We start from the raw sequence: 20,001 nt of genomic DNA, 5'->3' as shown, positions 1-20,001 counted from the left end.
ATCGTTTTTTAGTTAAATTTATTGGTTGCTCGTACTTTGCTTCTTGAGCAATTCGTATGGTAACTCAATTTGTGTATCTGTTACTTCTTCATTATTCATCAGCTTGGTTAACATTCTCATGGCAACAGCACCCATGTCATATAGTGGCTGGCGAATTGCAGTCAAGGCTGGACGAACAACTGAAGCGATTTGCGTTGCACTTGCTGTAATAATTTCTAAGTCGTCTGGGACTTTTTGGCCAGCATCAATTGCTGAGTTCAAAATACCAACGGCAGTAATGTCGCGGGTAACAACTACACCATCAATGCCATCTTGACGCATCCGTGAATACAAGTTGTAACCATCAGAATGGTCCTTAATATTAGTGTAGATTTTACCTTCACCCAAGTTATGTTCTGCCATAAATTCCTTGTAGGCTGGAATACGGCAGTCAGCGTTTACGACAGCATCAGCATCCCCAACAACTAGGGCTAAGTTACGCCGACCATCATTGTAAAGTAAGTTCAAAGCTTCAATATCAGCCTTATGGTAATCAATTGTAACTGATGGAAATTCCTTGTGATTATCCTTAGTTCCAGCCAAAACTACTGGTGTGTCAGTCCGCTTAAAGGCTTCAACTGCTTCTTGTGGCAGGCAGTTTGACATGTAAATCACACCATCAACCTGCTTATTTAATAAACCTTGAATTGCTTGGTCTTCACGCATTAAGCGGTTTTCAATACTGGTAATGATAATATTGTATTTATACAGCAAAGCAATATCATCAATCCCCTTTGACAATTCCGCAAAGTAAAGATTGGTCAAATCTGGCACAATCAAACCAACAGTGGTTGTTCTCTTAGAAGCCAAACCTTGCGCAACGGCATTTGGTTGGTAGTGCAGGCGATTAATTACCTCCATTACCCGTTCACGTGTGTCTTTACGCACATTTGTATTGCCATTAACCACCCGTGAAACTGTGGCCATTGAGACCTTAGCCTCCCGAGCAACATCATAAATTGTAATATCCTGTTTACGCATCCTTCAATTCCTCCATTTAAAAATCCTCAATATAGAATTTACCACTAATCGCAGTATATTGCAAACGTTTACAGTTATTCTTTCATTTTTTCATACTTAGAACATGATATACTTTTCATGATTAAGATTTAATTTGAAAGGAACATGAAGATGAATTTAACCAAATTACAAGAATGGCTACAAAGTTCTGGTAATGATGTAGCTTACATTTCTAATCCAACTACCATTGCCTACTTTACCGGTTATGATATGGAACCACACGAGCGAATTTTTGCTCTGCTGGCCTTTAAAGACAAGGATCCGTTCGTCTTTGTCCCCGCACTAAATGTCGAAGAAGCCAAAAATTCTGCTTGGAATGGTGACGTTTATGGTTACCTCGATTCAGAAAATCCGTGGGCAATTATCGCTGACAAAATTAAAAGTAGAACTAACGAATATCACAAGTGGGCTTTAGAAAAAAATAATTTATCCGTTGCCCATTATCAATTAATTCATGAACAATTTTCAGATGCCGATTTTAGCGGGGACGTTTCCAACTTTATCGCTAAGATTCGTCTCTACAAGACACCTGACGAAATCAAACAACTGCAAGCAGCTGGTCGTGAAGCCGATTTTGCCTTTGAGATTGGTTTTGATGCCATTAGAACTGGTGTGACTGAACGTTATATTGCCGGTCAAATTGAATACCAGTTAAAATTACAAAAAGGTGTCATGCATGAAAGTTTCGAAACTATCGTGCAAGCAGGTGCTAATGCTGCTAACCCCCACCTTGGTCCATCAATGACTAAGATCAAGCCAAATGAATTAGTCTTGTTCGACCTAGGAACTATGCACAACGGCTATGCTTCTGACGCAAGTCGTACTGTTGCCTACGGTGAACCTAGCGCTAAAGAAAGAGAAATTTACGAAATCGATCGTGAAGCTCAACAAGCCGCAATTGACGCCGTTCGTCCGGGAATGACTGCTGCAGAAATTGATAGTGTTGCCCGTGATATTATTACTAAGGCAGGTTATGGTGAATACTTTATCCATCGACTGGGCCACGGAATTGGTAAAGACGTGCACGAATACCCATCAATCGTTCAAGGCAACGACCTAATCATTGAAGAAGGCATGTGCTTCTCAATTGAACCCGGAATCTACATCCCTGGCGTTGCTGGTGTTCGGATTGAAGACTGCGGTGTTGTTACTAAAGACGGCTTTGAACCATTTACCCACACTGGTAAGGAATTGAAAGTTTTACCGCTTAAAGATTAGTTATTAAACAAAAATGCACCAAGTAGAATTTCTTCTGCTTGGTGCATTTTTTATTGATCTTACTTATTCTTGTGGATAAGCTGAAGCTGCAACATCAGTGTCGTTTTCAGCATGATGTAAATCATCAACTGTCTTCTCTGCATTGTCGTTATCAGCAATATTATCCTTAGAATCATCAATGACAATATCATCGAAATCTTTTAATTCAGAATCATCTTCAACATCCTTAGGGAATGATGCTAATTGATTCTTAACAACTTCGGTACCATTGTCATACTTCTTCTTCAAATCTTGAACAGTATCGTTGTTCTTAACCTTAGTCTTGATATCATCAATTTGATCGTCACTAACAAGCAGTGAACCGGCAACAAATCCTACTGCACACCCAACAACTGTACCAAACAAAAAACTTGTAAACTTTTTCATAAAAGTAACTCCTTTACTTAATCTTCACCTTTACGGCGCTTACGCCGTGCAAACATTGATGTCACCACAGAAGAAACAGCTCCGTTACGCTTAAAATGAGCATTACTGAACCGTTTAGCCATTTTCCGCGAAGAAGCATTAACATCTGAGACGCTCTCACCCAAATCGGCAGCTGCTTGCACAACCGGATCCAGGGTCTTCATCTTGACATTAACATCAGCCAACAGTACGTTAGTCTTATCGAGCAAGTCATTTGTTTGGTCAAGCAAACCACTAACATCTTTAGCAACCTGTTCAATCGACTCATTCGCAATCTGAATTGTCTTATCTGCTTCTTTAGTAGCCTTTGCAGCACGAACTAGCACCGGAATAGCGAAAAGTACTAAAATTAGTAATGCAACAGCAGCAATTAATCCTGCTAGTGCACCATAGGAAATTTCCATCTTCTACCTCCAATTTTACTTCTATAAAAAGTCTAGCATGTAAACACTTTAATCTCAACCTATATGTGATATTTTGTTATAGTTAATGTACATATATGAAAGGTATGCATCATGAATAACTTACTTAAAATATATCCTAAATTTTTAAAATTAAACTGGGATAACATCGGCGAACATTTACTCACGATTATCTGGCAACTTGTATTATCAACGGCAATTTTTTACATCATTGATTACCTTGGCAAAAGAATTATCAATCATTACTTAAAGCACAGTAAAAGACCGCAAAACAAGCGAACTAGAACTGTAACTGCCTTAATCAATAGTATTTTTAGCTACACCGTAATTTTCTTTTACTTATTTGGGGTTTTATCAATTTTGGGGATTCCAATTGGTACGCTTCTAGCAAGTGCCGGAATTTTTTCCCTAGCTTTAGGGATGGGGGCGCAAGGTTTTGTTAGCGATCTAGTCAACGGATTTTTCATTTTAAGTGAAGATCAATTTGATGTTGGCGATATTGTACAGATTAATAACCAAACTGGTACCGTTGTCCAACTAGGACTAAGAACTACCCGCCTGAAGGGCAGTGATGGCTCAATCATTTACATCCCCAACCGCAATATTTCAATTGTGCAGAATTTAGCTCACGACGGCATTGGTTTAGATATTAAGCTGCAGCTGAATGCCCAAAATGACTTCACCAAAGTGCGCGAATTAATTAAGCAGGCTAATAACCAAGTGGGCTTGGCCAAAAAGACTTTAGTGCAAGGGCCCAAGATTATCGGCATTACTAATCAAACCGCCAAAACTGTCGACTATGTTATTCACTTTCAAGTAAAACCAGGCAAAGAAAAGGCCGTGCAAGACATTTACTTAACAGCTTACCTCAAGATTTTACAAGTCAATGATATTACCCTAGCAGGATAGAAAAAAGGTTAACTCAAATACGAGTTAACCTTTTTAGTTAGTTAATTTGTGCTAGCCATTCCGGCCAAGCTGCAAGTAACTTTTCAATTGCCCGCCCGCGATGAGACAGGCTATTCTTTTCGTCCAATGACATTTGCGCAAAAGTTTTATTCTTTTCTGGCACATAAAATAACGGATCGTAGCCAAACCCGTCTTCTCCGCGGGGTACTGCTAAGATCTGCCCAGCACATTGACCACTAACAACTAAATCCTGGTCAAATTTTCCAGGAATTGAAGCAACAATGGTTGTATTAAATTTCGCCGTTCGTTTTTCTTGTGGTACACCACCAAGTTCTGCCAACAATTTGGCATTATTGTGGGCATCATCATGAGCAATACCGGCATAACGCGCAGAATGCACACCGGGAGCGCCATTAAGAGCATCAACCATTAAGCCTGAATCATCCGCAATTGTAATCATGCCACTAAATTCAGCCAGCTCATGAGCTTTTAACTTCGCATTCTCAGTAAAGGTGGTCCCATACTCGTTCACAATCGGCGGATTGTTTAAGTCAGCGTTAGTTTTAATCACTGCTTCAATTCCCGCCTGGGCAAAAGCTTCCTTTAATTCCTTAACTTTTCCCTGATTGGTTGTCGCAAATAAAATTTCTTTCACGATTATTCTTCTCCCTCATTAATGTGGTGGGCGCTAAATTCTGGATCACCCAAAATGCTGCGGCCTAGTTCATTAACCATTGCCGCATCGCCAGTAGTGTAATATTCATGTCTAGTTGGTGCATCTGAAGCATTAAACATGTCTTCACGCTTCAGCACGTTATAAGTATACTGTGCAACCTGATCGGCTGGATCAACAATTTGAACCCGCTTATCAAGCACCTGCCTAAATTCATCACGAATAATTGGGTAGTGAGTACAGCCCAAAATTAACGTGTCAAAATCCTGCTCTTGAATTGGCGCCAAAGTTTCCTTTACTGCCTGAAGACAGGTGTCATAATCTGCATCTTGCTCAATTAACGGCACCAACTTGGGCGCTGCTAATTCTGTCACCTTAACTTTAGAATCACGAAGCTTAATCTCTTGTTGATAAGCGTGCGAAGCAGCCGTTACTTGTGTACCGACAACTGCCACATGCTTATTTTTAGTAATTCTCGCTGCTGCCAAACTTCCAGATTGAATAACACCAATAATTGGCTGGTCAACTTCCCGTTGAATAGCAGCCATTGCAGCCGCTGTTGCCGTATTGCATGCAAAAATAATCAGTTTAACATTTTTACTTAATAAAAACTTAACACTTTGCCGAGTCAGTTCGATAATTTCTTCTTGTGACTTGTCGCCATAAGGAATATGTGCGTTATCACCAATAAAAACCGTCGATTCACGCGGCATCTTTTGCATTACCTTTTTAACAACCGTTAGCCCGCCAACACCGGAATCCAATAACCCAATTGGTCGATTATCCATAATTAAAATTCTCCCTAAAAGTTTTCTACTTCTATCAATTTTACGGTAAAATAGAAAAGAATAAAAGGGATGAATACTGTATGCAAATGAACAACCACCAAAACGAACATGTCTACTTTGTTAACCAGCTGTACCGCGATTTTTTAATACCACAAATTTTGGGTGAAGATAATGAGGCCATTTTGTATTGGGCCGGCAAACGAATTGCCCGCAAATATGACTTAACTTCATTCGATGATGTTAACGACTTTTTTGCTGTCACTGAATTCGGTACATTGACTAAACTCAAAGAAAAACGCACAGCTATTGTATTTGAATTAACTGGACAGAATGTGGTCGACAGATTAAATAGCGGCAGTCGCGAATTTTCGCTTGAAGCTGGCATTATTGCCGAAGCAATCCAAAAAGAAACGGGCCGTACAACTGAATGCGAATTAACAATTGACGACAAAAAGAAAAAGGTTACCTTAACTGCTCGCCTTGATTAATTTTTAAAGCAATTAATTTGTTTTTTACTATACTTGAACTATGATTAAAGTAAGATAGGAGGAAACAAAATGCTTCAAGAATTTAAAGAATTTATTAAACGCGGTAATGTGATGGACTTAGCTGTCGGTGTAATTATCGGCGGTGCCTTTACCAATATCGTTAATTCACTGGTTAAGAACCTAATTAACCCCCTAATCGGCCTGTTTATTGGGCGAATTGATCTATCTAACTTAGTAGTCAAAGTTGGCGGTGCTACTTTTAAATATGGTGCCTTTATTAACACCATCATCAACTTCTTAATTATTGCCTTTGTTGTCTTTTTATTAGTTAAAGCAATTAATAAGCTAACAGTTAAAAAGCAGGACGACCAGCCAAAACAGCCAACAACAGAAGATTATCTAAAGCAAATTCGTGATTTACTAAAAGAAAAAAGCAATTAACAATTATTTTAAAACCTGCCAGTATGTATCAAGATACTGGCAGGTTTTTTACCTAAATTAACTCACACAAAAAGGACTAGCTGCAGCTAGTCCTTTTAAATTTAACCTGATTAGTCAGTATATTGACTTAAGATTTGGTCAAGCTTTGGCTTTGGTGTATAACCAGTTAAACGGTCGACAATCTTGCCGTCCTTTTTAATAATCATAGTTGGAATTGCCATAATTCCCAAGGCACTTGGAGTTTCCTTGTTTTGGTCAACATCCATCTTGGTAAACTTAACGTCTTGACGTTCTTCAGCCAATTGGTCAACAACTGGTGATTGCATCTTACATGGACCACACCAAGTTGCCCAAAAGTCTGTTAACACAACACCATCTTTAGTTTCTTCTTCAAAGTTTTCATCTGTTAATTCATCAACCATGAAAATACCTCCTGCATAACTGCATAAACCTACGTTATCTCTTAATGAGTTTAGTATAGCAAGCCAACTTACTTTTTACAAGTAGTTTACTTCAAATGAACAATTGTCGCTCCATTGCCGCCTTCATTTGCCGGAGCATAATTATAGCTGTCAACATGACTGCTGGAAGCCAAATATTGCCAAACACCCTTGCGAATTGCCCCAGTACCAATACCGTGAATAATTGTTACAACGTCTAGTCCTGCTAACAAAACTGAATCAATATAACGATCCAAGTTGGTCATGGCCTCATCATAACGCTGCCCGCGCAAATCAAGTTCACTGCGGGCATTGCTGCGGCGATTGGCACTTGTTGCCCGCACCATTTTTTGCGGTTTAGCTTTTACTTCACTAGCAATTTTTTCAACGTCACGGTCGCTAACTTTGACTTTAATAATGCCCATCTGAACTTCATATTGATGATCGCCTAAGCGCTTAGTAACATTGCCCACTTGACCATAAGACAGGACTTTAACACGATCGCCAACTGCAACGTGATGCCGTTTCTTTTCACGCTGCAAGACCTTATTGTGTGCCAAGTTTTCTTCCTGTTTAGCTAATTGGTTAAATTCACCCTTGGCATCAATTACCTCATTTTGCTTAACGTTGCCGTGTTGCTTCTCTAATTTAGCAATGATTTGATCGGCCTTTTTACGCTTCTTGGCAACAACTTCGTTGGCCCGTTCTTGTGCAAACTCAAGTTGCTTTTGCACACGTTGATTGTACCAATCTAGTGCCTGCTGCAATTTTTCTGCTAACTTTTCACTGCGGTCAAGACTGCTCTCCAAATGATTACGCGCATCGGTTGCCGCCTTGGTTTGCTTATCTAAGCGAATAATCATCGTATTGATGTCTGAATTTTCGTCCGACATTAGTTCCTGCGCATTCTTAACAACATCTTCACGCATACCAAGCCGCCGCGCAATTGCAAAGGCATTACTGTGACCCGGAATGCCAATTTGGAAACGATACGTTGGCGATAATGTCTTAATATCAAATTCCATTGACGCATTGGTTGTCCGTTCTCGATTGTAGCCATAGAGTTTTAATTCTGGATAGTGCGTTGTTACCATGATTTTAGCTTTTTTCTTACGCAAAAAGTCCAAAATACTGATCGCCAGACTAGCACCTTCTTCTGGATCAGTCCCCGCGCCAATTTCATCAATTAGCACAAGCGTCTGGTCGTCAACTTTTTTCATAATTTGAATAATATCGTTAATGTGCGATGAAAAAGTACTCAGCGATTGCTCAATTGACTGTTCATCACCAATATCAGCACAAATATCTTTAAAAACGCCAACCTGACTGCCCTCGGCTGCCGGAATAAATAACCCAGCTTGGGCCATTAACTGCAGCAGCCCCACAGTCTTTAACGTGATTGTCTTACCACCAGTGTTGGGACCAGTGATTAGAACTGTATCAAATTCACCGCCCAAACGAATATCATTTGGCACAACCTGCTCTGGATCAATCAATGGGTGACGCGCCTGCAGTAAATTTAATTCCTGATGTTGATTTAATTTTGGCTCGGTTGCTTTCATCTGCCGTGCCAAATGTGCCTTAGCCTGCAAAAAGTCCAGTTCGGTTAAGGCCGAAGCAATGTCATCAAGCCGTGTCACTTCTTCACGTGCTAAATCCGATAACCGCCGTAAAATTCGGTGGATTTCTTGCCGTTCTTGCGCTAACAAATTTTGCTGGCGATTATTCAAATTAAGAACCGCACCTGGTTCGACGAACAAGGTCTGCCCACTTGCACTTTGATCGTGAACCACACCGCCAAATTTTGCCCGATATTCTTGCTTAACAGGAATAACATAACGGTCATCACGAATTGTCACAATTTGTTCAGACAAATATTTACTGCTGCTGCCTTTAGTATAAGCGTCCATGCGCAGCTTAATTTCTTCATCGTTACTTTTTAAATCATGACGTAATCGAGCTAAGTTGCTTGAAGCTGTATCCAAAATCTCGCCGTCAAAATCGACTGCGCGCTTGAACTCATTCAGTAACATTTCGGGAACATCTAACTTAGAGGTAATTTCACCAATTGCCTCTAAATTCAATTGCTCACTATCAACATCTTCCAAAAAGCTATTAACTTCATTGGCTAACACTAAAACAAGTAATAAGTTACCCAGTTCTTTAGCATTCAAGTTCGCCTTGATCCGCAAGCGCTTGGTGCTGGGACGCACATCCTCAAAGTCTGTCAGTGGCAATTGGCCCTTAATACGCAATAAGTTAACTAACGCCAACGTCTGCTCTAAAGATAATTTAACTTGAGCAAAATCACCGCTTGGCTTTAGACTTGCTGCCCGCTTTTTAGCTGGTGCCGTAATCGCTTGGTCCGCCAAACTTTGCGTAATCTTGGCAAATTCTAACGTTTTTAATATTTTGTTATTCATTAGTCGTCTATTTTTCTCTATTAATAAAAAAAGACTGGCTAAGCCAGTCCTTCTTTTTTATTCACCACTTAAACGGTCATCATCCAAGAAAGTATTCAGCACCCCTTGAACCATGTTCCATTCATCGTCTGATTCAATTTCGTGCAAATCGCTGCTGGTTACATCGCCTGCATCATCAGCATCATAACTAAATGCCTGAACTTCAACTTCTTCATCTTCACCTACTGCAGCTGGATAAAGTAAGATATAGGACTTATCATAGTCATCTGAATGAAATGTAAATAAAACTTCGTATAATTCTTCATTACCCTTGTCGTCAACAAGGGTAATTTGCCGGTCATCACCGTGAACTTCTTGTGTCATATTAATCCTTTCGGTGTAAGTCTAAATAATTTTGTAAAATCAAGACAGCAGCCATTTGGTCAATAACTTCTTTACGTTGGTGTCTGTCATGCATCCCAGCTTCTTCCACTAACACCCGACGCGACTCTATCGTTGTCAGGCGTTCGTCAGAATAATAAACGGGCAACCCAAACTTATCAGCTAACCTTTTACCATAAGCCTTGCTGCGGGCAACTGAATTACCTGATGAACCATCCATGTTTTTGGGCAGACCTAAAACAAAACCATCCGCATTATATTGCCGGACAATCTTTTTAAGTGGCCGCATCCCAAAACTAAACTTGGCTTCATCAATTGGAATTGTTTCTACCTTTTGCGCAGTAATTCCTAATTCATCACTAACCGCAACACCAACTGTCTTAGACCCGACATCTAAACCTATTAATCGCATTACTTGTCTTTTCCAAGATAACTTTTGACAAGTTCTTCAATTATTTCATCACGCTCATGCTTCAAAATCAAATTACGAGCGTCATTGTGCCGTGGAATGTATGCTGGATCGCCAGACAATAAGTAACCGACAATCTGATTGATTGGATTATAACCCTTTTCCTCAAGTGCATCATAAACATCTTGGAGAGTATCATAAACATTCTTGCCTTTATTTTGATTAAAATCAAAATGCATTGTTTTATCTAGCGAACTCATTTTCATTCCTCCTGACATAATTTTACTTGAAAAACCGTTCAAACTCAATCAATTAATTTTTAGCAATTATTTCAACAACAGTCTTAATTGCTTCATCAAGACCTTCTGGCTTCTTACCACCAGCTTGAGCCATGTTTGGACGGCCGCCGCCGCCACCGCCAAAGATTGGCGCAGCCTGCTTGATTAAGTCGCCGGCCTTCAAGCCCTTAGCCAAGGCTTTTTCACCTAAGCTGATAATCATGTTGGCTTTGCCATCACTAGCTGCTGCTAAGACTAAGACATCAGACTTGTTGCCGCTCTTCCACGTATCAGCAAGTTCACGCAGGTCATTCATCCCGTTAACGTCAGCCTTTTCAGCAATAACAGTCAAATCACCGGCTTGTTCAACGGCATTAAAGATTTCACCAGCCTTAGCTTGATTAATCTTCAAGTTCAAATCTTCAACTTGCTTCTGGCTATCGTGCAGTTCTTTTTCAAGACTATCAACTTTATCAATAATATCTTCTGGCTTAGTTGACTTAACTTCTGCTTGAATTTCATCAAGTAATTCTGAACGATTAGCTAAGTATGCATAAGCCTTCTTTGACATGACAGCTTCAATTCTTCTAACACCAGCACCAACAGCTGATTCAGAAGTAATCTTGAAAATTCCGATTTGGTTAGTGTTATCACAGTGGGTACCACCACAGAACTCACTAGAGAAGTCGCCCATTTGCACAACACGAACCTTGTCGCCGTATTTACCGTCAAATAAGGCTAAACCACCCATCTTCTTACCAGTTTCTTCATCAGTAACTGTCGTCTTAACGTCTAAAGCTTCCCAAATCTTTTGGTTAACCAATTCTTCAACTGACTTAAGCTCTTTATCAGTTAATGGTTCAATGGCTGTAAAGTCAAAGCGCAAATAATCAGGTTCAACCAAACTACCGGCTTGATGAGTATGGTCGCCCAAAATACTGCGCAATGCTGCATGAAGCAAATGGGTTGCTGAGTGCGAATGACGCAAGCCTTCACGACGGTCGCGGTCAATCTTCAAGACATATTCTTGACCCTTTACAAGTGGCAAGATTACTTGAACAAAGTGCATGTTTTGGTCGTTTGGCGCATGTTGGACATCAGTTACTTCGGCAACCAATTCGCCTTCTTGATCGTAAATTCTACCGTGATCGGCAACTTGACCACCACGTTCTGCGTAAAATGGTGTCTTATCAAAAATCAAAGTAGCAGTTTCATTATCAGTTTGGTCAACTAACTCGTCATCCACAATAATATCGATTAATTTAGCGTGCTTTTCTTCATAAACACCGTATTCAAACTCAGACTTGTCCTTAATATTCATTAAAGTAACATCTTGAGCACCCATTGATTGCAAGTCGCCACGAGCATTGCGGGCCCGGTCTTTTTGAGCTTGCATCTCAGTGTCAAAGCCGTCCTTATCAACATTTAAGCCTGCATCTTGAGCAGATTCAAACGTTAATTCATAAGGGAAGCCATAAGTATCAAATAATTTGAAGGCATCCTTACCAGAAATCATCTTATCTTCTGAATTTTTGGCCTTAGCAATTAAATCATCAAGCAAAGTCAAACCAGATTCAAGTGTTACTTGGAATCTTTCTTCCTCGTTCTTAATTACCTTAGCAATGAAGTCCTTTTGGTCAGTCACTTCTGGATAGTGGCTTTGCATAATTTCACCAACAACTGGCACTAACTTGTAAAGGAAGGCTCCCTTAATCCCCAAACGTTGACCATTCAGGTCAGCACGCCGGATTAAACGCCGCAAAACATACCCACGGCCAGTGTTTGATGGCAAAGCACCATCAGCAATAGCAAAACTAACAGTCCGAACGTGATCGGCAATAATCTTGAATGCTGGCGTATTTTCGTCATCAATCTCGTACTTCTTACCTGGTGTCATCTTTTCGGTTTCATGAATAATTGGCAAGAATAAGTCGGTTTCAAAGTTAGTTGGTGCATCCTGCAAGATTGACAGAACACGTTCTAGTCCCATCCCCGTATCAATATTCTTATGCGGTTGGTCAACGTACTTACCATTAGCTAAGTGATTATATTGTGAGAACACAATGTTCCAGATTTCAAGGTAACGTGCATTTTCACCACCCGGGAAGTTCTCGGGGTCATCTTCAGCGACATCATTATTTTCTTGACCACGGTCATAAAAGATTTCGGAGTCAGGACCACATGGACCTTCACCAATATCCCAGAAGTTTTCTTCTAACTTCACAATATGGTCTTTAGGCATCCCAGTCTTTTCCCAGATTTCCTGAGCCTCAGTATCCTTTGGGTAAACCGTGCAATACAATTTATCCTTATCTAAATCCAGCCATTCAGGACTAGTCAAAAATTCCCAAGCCCACGGAATTGCTTCCTTCTTAAAGTAATCCCCAACTGAGAAGTTACCCAGCATTTCAAAGAAAGTCTGGTGACGGGCAGTTTTACCCACGTTTTCAATATCGTTAGTTCTAATTGACTTCTGTGAGCTAGTAATTCGGTGGTTCTTTGGCACAACTGAACCATCAAAATACTTCTTCATTGTGGCAACTCCAGAGTTAATCCACAACAATGTTGGGTCATCTTGCGGAATCAGTGATTGACTCTGCAAAACCATGTGGCCATGCTCTTTAAAGAAGTCTAAGAACATTTGTCTAAATTCAGAACTTGTTAGTTTCTTCATTAATATTCTCCTTTTTTAATAAAATAAAAAACACTGTTAACAAATCTGAGGACGCTACTAAACGCGGTACCACCTCAATTGCAACAGTGCTTGTTACCTCTTAATTATTATTATTTAACGCTCAAGGAGCATTTTTTAAGCAGTCATGAACCCTTCTCAGCACTCGGTTTTCTCTTTGAATGATTAACTTAAAAAACATATCTTCAGTTAAAAATAATTGTACTACTTGAACAATCTTTGTCAATATTCAGTTTTCATTAATGAAGAAATTTTATTTATCCTGTTCAATATAGTCAGCAATGTTCAATTTTTCTACTTTTTTACCAATTACACGTGGCTTTGTTGAATTATCATCAACAAATAAATCTAGTTCTGTTAAGTCCTGATTAAACTGAGTATAAAAAAACTGATCAGGAATGCTAGGATGACTGTTATTATAAACATGATCAGCTAAAAATTTAATTTGTTTAGCTTCATCTTTTGTTAAATGATTAGGATCCTTGACCTTTACTCGTTTACCATCACTTAAACTGCTTTCGACTCCTTTCAAAGTCGTAATTTCTTGTTTAACTTCGTTATCCGAACTAACTAATGAATCATAAATTGCTTTGGCTCGTTTTATTTCTTCATCGTAGCTATCTTTTTGACTTGAATAATTATATTCTTCAGTCTTTTGAACTTCTGGCGCCCGATTGAAAAGTTCTTTTAATTCAATTCTATTTTCATCCGAAGCTAAAAATTTACCAGCCATAGCATCAGCCTCGGTATTAACGGGTTTAAGACGTACACCATATTCATATTTAGTATCAGCAGCTTTAATTAAATTATAAACATGACCATTTTGAGGATATTCTAATTGATAAAATAATTCAGTCTGATCTTTTCCGGGAAGTTTCATGTAAACGGCTTTAATGATTCTTTCTGAAGTTCCAGCCCTTTCAATTATGTTTTCTTCTGAAGTTGTCTTATCCTTATTGACTACAGTCTGACTAATTGGTTCACCTTTTTCATCATAAATATTGGTATCCTTGGTAACAAAACTTTCCATATACTTACTTTCTGGCAGCAACTCTTTAGTTGTGAAAGTAACACCCAGATTTTCATCGTCTTCATCAAAGTCTTCTTTGAAAAATTGGTTAGTACCCTTAATTCTAAACAAATAAGTTGGACCGTATCCGCCCACATTAAGTCCCATATCATCATCAGCAGTTTTAGCGTCAAGGACAACTTTTTGTCCCAACTTAAAATGCTTTTTGACATACTTACCCTGATCGGCATCAAAAACAGTAATAATATTGCTCTTTTTATTATCAAACATTTTTTTAGTAATTTTAATCGTTGTTTGATTCATCATTAACAGATTATTGTTTACCAAACCAATATTATTTACTTTAATGTACCTTCCATGTCCAATTTCATAGTAGTCTTTGCCTTTAATTGTTTTATAAGGTAGAGAAAACCAGTTCCAATCCTTATCATGGAAAGAATAACGTTTAGTTCTTGGATCAGTAATCGCTTTAGGCTTCTGTGAAACTTTCAATGTTTTTTCAGTAGACAGTACTGCATTATGTCCTTGGTAGTACCATAATTTATGTCCTTTTTTGTTATAAACACGCGAATTATGAAATAAATTCAATTTAGTTATTTGACTGGCATTAACGATTTGAGCATGATTAAAATTAGTAGCTCCTGTCCAGCCAGTTACTATCAACAGAGCAGACAGTAATGCAATTATTTTTTTGTTTTTCTTCATAATAAAGCCTCTTAACTTGGATAAGAAAAAAGGACCTCTGCAATTTTGCAGAATCCCTTACCCTTCAAACAACAAGCCAAATTTTAAAAACCGTCGCTGTCATCTTGCACAACACCAGCAAATGGCGCTACCTTAACCATTAAGCATGGTCCTGTATAAACAGCAGCTACTATCCTCAAAATTTTTTAGTTCTTGCTTGATTGCTTAAATTATAGCAAAACATTTCTCAGTGAAAAAGCCTTTTCACAAAGTTTGCCATAATTTTGGATAAAATACTTATTTAAAAAATCCAATTATATTTTTTGCGGATCGATCATTTTCACAAAAGTAAACTTATTGGTGTCAGTATCGTAAGTAAAATGCAATACGCAGCAATTAGGTAAATCCGTGATTTTAGATAATTCTGTAAACGGCACCCACTTAGCCAAGAACATCAAAATTGCCGCCCCATGACTAACAACCAATACTTGTTGATTGTCTGGCTGCGCCATAATTTGGCTAATTGTCTTGGTCATTCTGTCCATAACCTGCATGCTTGATTCGCCGCCATAAGGAACAAAGAAACTAGCTTCTGCTGGATCAGTAAAAGTAAACTTCGGTAATAAGTAATCTGCTTGTGCTTCAAACAAGCCAAAATTCCATTCCTTTAATCCTTTTAACCGTTTATACGGTAATTTGGTCACCAGTTCCAAAGTGTCACTGGCACGTTCTTGAGTAGAAGTATATGCATGGTCAAAATTTAGTCCTTGCTCTTTAAGGTAATCTCCCATTTTAATCGCGTCCTGGATACCAGACTTAGTTAATGGCGAATCAACCGCACCCTGAACCAATTTTCGCTGATTAAAAATTGTTTCGCCATGACGCATCAAATACAAATCTTTCATTTTGCTTCTTCCTTGTTAAAATTAATAGCTGTTTTATTTATATATTTTAACAATCCTAAAATAGCCATACAAGACCTATCTTGCATGGCTATCATTTTAATTAAATTTATAAGCTCCAGAGTTAAACAAATCCTTAACCATTGGCACTACCTTTTGTCCGTATAAACGTAAAATATTTTCCCGCATTGCGGCAGTCTGACCACCAGCGCCATAGATAAAGTCAAAACGTTTAACACCAACTTGCGTCATTTTATCAGCAATTTTGTGGGCAACATGCTCCGGTGTACCAATATAATAAGAACCATTTTTCACCTCATAATCGAAGTGTTCCTTGGTCATCGGTGTCCAACCACGATCTTTGCCAATGCGGTCCATTGAGCGCCGCAGATATTTCCAGCCAATCTCGTATGCTTCTTCATCAGTTTCTGCAATTACACCATGTGAATGCATCCCCAGCGGGTATTGCGGGTTGTGATATTGCTCAGCTGCAGCATTATATAGATCAACATACGGCCGAAATCTTGCTGGATCGCCACCAATAATTGCCATAATTACCGGAAAACCATAACGGGCTGCACGAATAACAGAACTCGGCGTACCGCCAACACCGATATAAGTATCTAGCTTATGCCCGGTAATCTGTGGATAAATCTCGACATTATTCAGATTTTGCGTGTATTCACTTTCCCAAGTTACTGGTTTGCCTTCACGTAATTCATTGAACAGAGCAACTTTTTCCTCAAACAATTCGTTATAATCATTCAAATCATAACCAAATAACGGAAATGATTCTGTAAAAGAACCACGACCAAGCATTATCTGCGCACGACCATCGGAAATATTATCCAATGTCGCAAAGCGCTCATAAACTCGGACTGGATCATCCGAACTTAAAACCGTTACTCCAGTACTTAACTTAATTCTCTTAGTGACACTAGCAATCGCTGCCAGCATCACTTCCGGACTAGAAATCGCATATTCTGGTCGGTGGTGCTCACCTAAGGCAATTACGTCAATGCCTAAGTCATCTGCTAGTTTAGCTTCTTTAATAATTTGCTTAAGAGCCTTGTCATAAGTCACTGGCTGGTTAGTTGCTGGATCATCTGGCACATCGCCAAATGAATCCAAGCCAAAAATTAATTCGTCATTCATTCGTACCATCTCTACCTCTTATTTCTTTTTACTTACTTTTTGTAAGCTTAATATGAATTAAACAATACACGAATTTTTTTGACCAAGCAAGGATTTATACTTCCCACTAAAAAAGCATTGCCAGCAGCCGCTAGTAATGCTTATTTTTAACTATTGCAAGTATGAAAATTGATGATATTGCTTCTTCTGTAACTTTTTAGCTAACTTTGGTGTTTTGTAAGCATGATAACTCACCCAAACTCCAGCACCATTAGCACTCGTCAGCACCTTATTACCCTTAATTTGGGAAACATTGATAAATTCTCCGGCACCAGCGGCATCACTCCAGCCATGGATACCAACCCAGTTAAGACCTTGGATCTTTCTGTTTTCTGCAGTCACCCAATTTTTAGTATGTGCAAGTTCTTCCTTATTCATTGTTGAAGCGTCGTGAGCAACATAAGCATGCACTACACGATAAGCATCCTTTTTGCCACTTGTGTAATGGGTCATTGTTTTTTTGCCAATAACTTCTTTACACAGCTTTTTACCATCATAATAATACCAAGTTCCCCGCATTTTCTTTGGATATACCTTAATATAATTACTATTACTTTCGGCGACTTCTTCTGCCGGCTTAACTGCTGCATTAACTGGACTTACTGCTAAGCTACTAGTTAAAAATGTTGCCGCAACTACAGGTAATATATATTTAATTTTCATGGTAAAAATACCTCCTTTATTTGTTAAGGAACACTATAGCACATTTTTACCAAAATGATACAAAAATATTTCATTTTTGTTACAAAATTTAATATTTTTTGGCAACAAAAAAAGTCGCCTGTTAGCGACTTTCTCTTACTTTTTATAAAAATCATCAAACACTGTCACAGGCAAATGCCGTTTATGCTCACTCTTTAGCCACAAAGCTTCAATCTGCTTGGCAGCAGCTTCTGAAACTTCACGTCCCTCTAAGTAATCATCGACTTCATCATAAGTGACACCAAGCGCCTTTTCATCAGGTAAGGATGGTCGGTCTTCTTCCAAATCAGCAGTCGGTGTTTTCAGATAAAGATGTTCCGGACAGCCAAGCTCTTTAAGCATTTGCTTACCTTGGCGCTTATCTAACCGGAACAACGGCGTCACATCAGCCGCACCATCACCATACTTGGTATAAAAGCCGCTAAAGTTTTCGGCAGCGTGATCGGTACCGACTACTGCACCATTGTGGGCACCAGCAATCGCGTATTGAACAATCATTCGCTCCCGCGCCTTAATATTGCCTTTGTTAAAGTCAGTAATTGTTTGGCCAGCTTCTTCTAAACTAGCAACTGTTGCATCAACTCCGGACTTGATATTAACAATTAAGTCTTGATCGGGGTGTTGAAAAGCCACGGCATCAGCCGCATCTTGGGCATCCTTTTGTACGCCATAAGGCAATCGCACTGCAATAAATTGGTAAGAATTATCACCAGTTTCAGCACGCATTTCACTAATTGCCATTTGCGTCAATTTTCCCGTCAAAGTGGAGTCCTGCCCACCAGAAATACCTAACACATAAGATTTCAAAAAAGGATTAGCCTTCAAATAATCTTTCAGAAAGTCAACCGACCGTCTAATTTCTTTTTTGGGATCAATCTCGGGCAACACATGCTCATAAGCAATTATTTCTTTTTGCAGTGGTCTCATTTAGCTGCATTCCTTTCGGTAATTTTTTGACGAATATCTTTAATTAAATTCATCTTGCTGTCATACAAGTCTTGAGACAAGTCAACGGGATATTCCTGCGGATTAAGCATCCGCTTGTATTCATCCCACAAGCCATCAATATTTTTAGCACAGAATTTCTTAATATCAATTAGTTTAGGCTGATCGTAAACAAGCTTGCCGTCCTTAAAGATTTCCTGCAATAACGGTTCGGCAGTGTAATCAGTGACAACCTTATTAATATAAGTGTACTGCGGGTGGAACATGTACAAGGAATCAAACTTGCGTGGATCAACACCGCTGCGGGCAATCCAATCACCCGCATTCTTCTTTTTCTGATTAGCTGAAATCCGCCAAACCTGCTTTTTGCCCGGATTAGAAACTTTAATCGCATTTGAAGAAATCTTGAGCGTGTCGTGCATCTGACCCTGCTCATCTGCCATTGATACTAGCTTATAGACCGCACCAAGAGCAGGTTGGTCAAAAGCTGTAATGTACTTGGTACCTATGCCCCAAACATCAATTTTAGCACCTTGCATCTTCAAGCTGGTGATTGTTGTTTCATCAAGGTCATTAGAAGCATAAATCTTTGCGTTTGGATAACCAGCATCATCCAGTTCCTTACGCACTTGCTTAGAAATATAAGCCATGTCGCCAGAATCAATCCGCACGCCCTGAAAGTTAATCTTGTCGCCCATTTCATTGGCAACGCGAATGGCATTCGGAACCCCGCTGCGCACCGTATCATAGGTATCAACTAAGAAGACACAATCCTTGTGCGTTTCAGCGTAAGCCTTAAAGCCTTCATACTCACTGCCAAAGGCTTCAACTAGCGAATGGGCATGAGTTCCAGAAACAGGAATGCCAAATAACTTACCGGCACGAACATTACTAGTGGAATCAAAGCCACCAATATAAGCAGCACGTGTCCCCCAAACAGCCGCATCAGCTTCTTGGGCACGCCGACTACCGAATTCCATCACGCCGTCACCCTGAACGGCCAACTTAACTCGAGCAGCCTTAGTTGCCAGCAACGTTTGGAAGTTAATAATATTTAAAATTGCTGTTTCGACTAATTGACATTGCGCCAAGGGGCCTTCAACCTGCACTAACGGCTCATTAGCAAAGACAATCTCGCCTTCACGCATCGAGCGCACGCTCAGTTTAAATTCAAAGTGACGCAAATAATCAATAAAGTCGTCATCGTAGCCGACTTCTTCTTTTAAGTATTGCAAATCGCTTTCTTTAAATTTTAAATTTTTCAAGTACATGATAATGTGCTCTAGCCCAGCAAACACTGAGTAGCCGTTACCAAATGGTTCTTTACGATAAAAAGCTTCAAAAACAGCATTACGGTCAGCAATACCCTTCTTGAAGTAGGTATACATCATATTTAATTCATACAAGTCTGTATGCAAAACCAAAGAATCGTCTTGATCTAATTCTTGATAAAACATT

Annotated in this window: 21 protein-coding genes; 4 read left to right on the top strand and 17 right to left on the bottom strand. The window is 39.3% G+C overall.

The features are described 5' to 3' along the window. Positions 1-18: 18 nt before the first annotated feature. A complete protein-coding gene (locus PT278_RS07505; protein ID WP_277131389.1) occupies positions 19-1,020 on the bottom strand; it encodes a substrate-binding domain-containing protein in 1,002 nt (333 codons plus the stop codon). A gap of 150 nt (positions 1,021-1,170) precedes the next feature. On the opposite strand from PT278_RS07505, the gene PT278_RS07500 reads away from it, so the two are divergent. Next, positions 1,171-2,277: a Xaa-Pro peptidase family protein gene (locus PT278_RS07500; RefSeq protein ID WP_277131388.1), complete on the top strand. Its 1,107-nt coding sequence runs from the start codon at positions 1,171-1,173 to the stop codon at positions 2,275-2,277. Positions 2,278-2,340: 63 nt separating this feature from the next. Here PT278_RS07500 and PT278_RS07495 read toward each other — a convergent pair whose 3' ends face one another. Together PT278_RS07495 and PT278_RS07490 are read right to left on the bottom strand one after the other, a co-directional pair. Beyond that, a complete protein-coding gene (locus PT278_RS07495; protein ID WP_277131387.1) occupies positions 2,341-2,703 on the bottom strand; it encodes a DUF1269 domain-containing family protein in 363 nt (120 codons plus the stop codon). A gap of 17 nt (positions 2,704-2,720) precedes the next feature. Then, a complete protein-coding gene (locus PT278_RS07490; RefSeq protein WP_277131386.1) occupies positions 2,721-3,146 on the bottom strand; it encodes a DUF948 domain-containing protein in 426 nt (141 codons plus the stop codon). 111 nt (positions 3,147-3,257) lie between these two features. Between PT278_RS07490 and PT278_RS07485 the strand changes: the two genes are divergently transcribed. After that, on the top strand, positions 3,258-4,073 hold the full coding sequence (locus PT278_RS07485; protein WP_277131385.1) for a mechanosensitive ion channel family protein: 816 nt from the start codon (positions 3,258-3,260) through the stop codon (positions 4,071-4,073). Positions 4,074-4,110: 37 nt separating this feature from the next. On the opposite strand, the gene PT278_RS07480 is transcribed toward PT278_RS07485, so the two are convergent. Then, entirely contained in the window at positions 4,111-4,731 is a 621-nt protein-coding gene (locus PT278_RS07480) for an XTP/dITP diphosphatase (RefSeq protein ID WP_277131405.1), read from the bottom strand. Next, positions 4,731-5,534: a glutamate racemase gene (gene murI / locus PT278_RS07475; RefSeq protein WP_277131384.1), complete on the bottom strand. Its 804-nt coding sequence runs from the start codon at positions 5,532-5,534 to the stop codon at positions 4,731-4,733. Before murI ends, PT278_RS07480 begins: the two co-directional genes overlap by 1 nt. An 80-nt stretch (positions 5,535-5,614) precedes the next feature. On the opposite strand from murI, the gene PT278_RS07470 reads away from it, so the two are divergent. Together PT278_RS07470 and mscL are read left to right on the top strand one after the other, a co-directional pair. Further along, positions 5,615-6,022 (top strand): YslB family protein, encoded by a 408-nt coding sequence (locus PT278_RS07470; protein ID WP_277131383.1) that lies wholly within the window; start codon positions 5,615-5,617, stop codon positions 6,020-6,022. A 69-nt stretch (positions 6,023-6,091) separates the two neighbouring features. Further along, positions 6,092-6,463, top strand: a complete 372-nt coding sequence (gene mscL / locus PT278_RS07465) for a large-conductance mechanosensitive channel protein MscL (protein WP_277131381.1) — start codon at positions 6,092-6,094, stop codon at positions 6,461-6,463. Between the two features lie 110 nt (positions 6,464-6,573). Here the strand turns inward: mscL and trxA are convergent, their stop codons facing one another. From trxA to PT278_RS07405, 12 genes are all read right to left on the bottom strand, one after another. Beyond that, a complete protein-coding gene (gene trxA / locus PT278_RS07460; RefSeq protein ID WP_277131380.1) occupies positions 6,574-6,885 on the bottom strand; it encodes a thioredoxin in 312 nt (103 codons plus the stop codon). 86 nt (positions 6,886-6,971) lie between these two features. Beyond that, complete coding sequence (locus PT278_RS07455) at positions 6,972-9,326, bottom strand: endonuclease MutS2 (protein WP_277131378.1); 2,355 nt, start codon at positions 9,324-9,326, stop codon at positions 6,972-6,974. 57 nt (positions 9,327-9,383) lie between these two features. Then, positions 9,384-9,689 (bottom strand): DUF1292 domain-containing protein, encoded by a 306-nt coding sequence (locus PT278_RS07450; RefSeq protein ID WP_277131377.1) that lies wholly within the window; start codon positions 9,687-9,689, stop codon positions 9,384-9,386. Position 9,690: 1 nt separating this feature from the next. Further along, positions 9,691-10,119, bottom strand: coding sequence for a Holliday junction resolvase RuvX (gene ruvX / locus PT278_RS07445; protein WP_277131376.1), 429 nt, complete (start codon positions 10,117-10,119; stop codon positions 9,691-9,693). Continuing rightward, positions 10,119-10,376: an IreB family regulatory phosphoprotein gene (locus PT278_RS07440; protein ID WP_212781015.1), complete on the bottom strand. Its 258-nt coding sequence runs from the start codon at positions 10,374-10,376 to the stop codon at positions 10,119-10,121. The genes ruvX and PT278_RS07440 overlap by 1 nt, the downstream gene beginning before the upstream one ends. A gap of 52 nt (positions 10,377-10,428) precedes the next feature. After that, entirely contained in the window at positions 10,429-13,068 is a 2,640-nt protein-coding gene (alaS, locus tag PT278_RS07435) for an alanine--tRNA ligase (RefSeq protein WP_277131373.1), read from the bottom strand. Positions 13,069-13,339: 271 nt separating this feature from the next. Then, entirely contained in the window at positions 13,340-14,821 is a 1,482-nt protein-coding gene (locus PT278_RS07430) for an SLAP domain-containing protein (RefSeq protein WP_277131372.1), read from the bottom strand. Positions 14,822-15,114: 293 nt separating this feature from the next. Then, positions 15,115-15,705, bottom strand: coding sequence for a histidine phosphatase family protein (locus PT278_RS07425; RefSeq protein ID WP_277131371.1), 591 nt, complete (start codon positions 15,703-15,705; stop codon positions 15,115-15,117). 96 nt (positions 15,706-15,801) lie between these two features. Continuing rightward, positions 15,802-16,866 (bottom strand): LLM class flavin-dependent oxidoreductase, encoded by a 1,065-nt coding sequence (locus PT278_RS07420; protein WP_277131370.1) that lies wholly within the window; start codon positions 16,864-16,866, stop codon positions 15,802-15,804. A 141-nt stretch (positions 16,867-17,007) separates the two neighbouring features. Beyond that, positions 17,008-17,559, bottom strand: coding sequence for a hypothetical protein (locus tag PT278_RS07415; protein WP_277131368.1), 552 nt, complete (start codon positions 17,557-17,559; stop codon positions 17,008-17,010). A 135-nt stretch (positions 17,560-17,694) separates the two neighbouring features. After that, on the bottom strand, positions 17,695-18,525 hold the full coding sequence (gene nadE / locus PT278_RS07410; RefSeq protein ID WP_277131366.1) for an ammonia-dependent NAD(+) synthetase: 831 nt from the start codon (positions 18,523-18,525) through the stop codon (positions 17,695-17,697). Beyond that, positions 18,522-20,000, bottom strand: a complete 1,479-nt coding sequence (locus PT278_RS07405; protein WP_277131365.1) for a nicotinate phosphoribosyltransferase — start codon at positions 19,998-20,000, stop codon at positions 18,522-18,524. The genes nadE and PT278_RS07405 overlap by 4 nt, the downstream gene beginning before the upstream one ends. Position 20,001: the final 1 nt, after the last annotated feature.

Source organism: Lactobacillus sp. ESL0703 (assembly GCF_029433435.1).
GTDB lineage: Bacteria > Bacillota > Bacilli > Lactobacillales > Lactobacillaceae > Lactobacillus.
This window is presented reverse-complemented; position numbering and strand designations above follow the sequence as displayed.

Coding starts and splice junctions, on each gene's coding strand:
- PT278_RS07430 (WP_277131372.1), bottom strand. CDS start 14,821: ATGAAGAAAAACAAAAAAATAATTGCATTACTGTCTGCTCTGTTGATA.
- nadE (WP_277131366.1), bottom strand. CDS start 18,525: ATGAGACCACTGCAAAAAGAAATAATTGCTTATGAGCATGTGTTGCCC.
- PT278_RS07485 (WP_277131385.1), top strand. CDS start 3,258: ATGAATAACTTACTTAAAATATATCCTAAATTTTTAAAATTAAACTGG.
- PT278_RS07405 (WP_277131365.1), bottom strand. CDS start 20,000: ATGTTTTATCAAGAATTAGATCAAGACGATTCTTTGGTTTTGCATACA.
- PT278_RS07495 (WP_277131387.1), bottom strand. CDS start 2,703: ATGAAAAAGTTTACAAGTTTTTTGTTTGGTACAGTTGTTGGGTGTGCA.
- PT278_RS07415 (WP_277131368.1), bottom strand. CDS start 17,559: ATGAAAATTAAATATATATTACCTGTAGTTGCGGCAACATTTTTAACT.
- PT278_RS07420 (WP_277131370.1), bottom strand. CDS start 16,866: ATGGTACGAATGAATGACGAATTAATTTTTGGCTTGGATTCATTTGGC.
- trxA (WP_277131380.1), bottom strand. CDS start 6,885: ATGGTTGATGAATTAACAGATGAAAACTTTGAAGAAGAAACTAAAGAT.
- PT278_RS07425 (WP_277131371.1), bottom strand. CDS start 15,705: ATGAAAGATTTGTATTTGATGCGTCATGGCGAAACAATTTTTAATCAG.
- murI (WP_277131384.1), bottom strand. CDS start 5,534: ATGGATAATCGACCAATTGGGTTATTGGATTCCGGTGTTGGCGGGCTA.
- PT278_RS07440 (WP_212781015.1), bottom strand. CDS start 10,376: ATGAGTTCGCTAGATAAAACAATGCATTTTGATTTTAATCAAAATAAA.
- PT278_RS07490 (WP_277131386.1), bottom strand. CDS start 3,146: ATGGAAATTTCCTATGGTGCACTAGCAGGATTAATTGCTGCTGTTGCA.
- PT278_RS07455 (WP_277131378.1), bottom strand. CDS start 9,326: ATGAATAACAAAATATTAAAAACGTTAGAATTTGCCAAGATTACGCAA.
- PT278_RS07450 (WP_277131377.1), bottom strand. CDS start 9,689: ATGACACAAGAAGTTCACGGTGATGACCGGCAAATTACCCTTGTTGAC.
- PT278_RS07505 (WP_277131389.1), bottom strand. CDS start 1,020: ATGCGTAAACAGGATATTACAATTTATGATGTTGCTCGGGAGGCTAAG.
- mscL (WP_277131381.1), top strand. CDS start 6,092: ATGCTTCAAGAATTTAAAGAATTTATTAAACGCGGTAATGTGATGGAC.
- PT278_RS07500 (WP_277131388.1), top strand. CDS start 1,171: ATGAATTTAACCAAATTACAAGAATGGCTACAAAGTTCTGGTAATGAT.
- alaS (WP_277131373.1), bottom strand. CDS start 13,068: ATGAAGAAACTAACAAGTTCTGAATTTAGACAAATGTTCTTAGACTTC.
- ruvX (WP_277131376.1), bottom strand. CDS start 10,119: ATGCGATTAATAGGTTTAGATGTCGGGTCTAAGACAGTTGGTGTTGCG.
- PT278_RS07470 (WP_277131383.1), top strand. CDS start 5,615: ATGCAAATGAACAACCACCAAAACGAACATGTCTACTTTGTTAACCAG.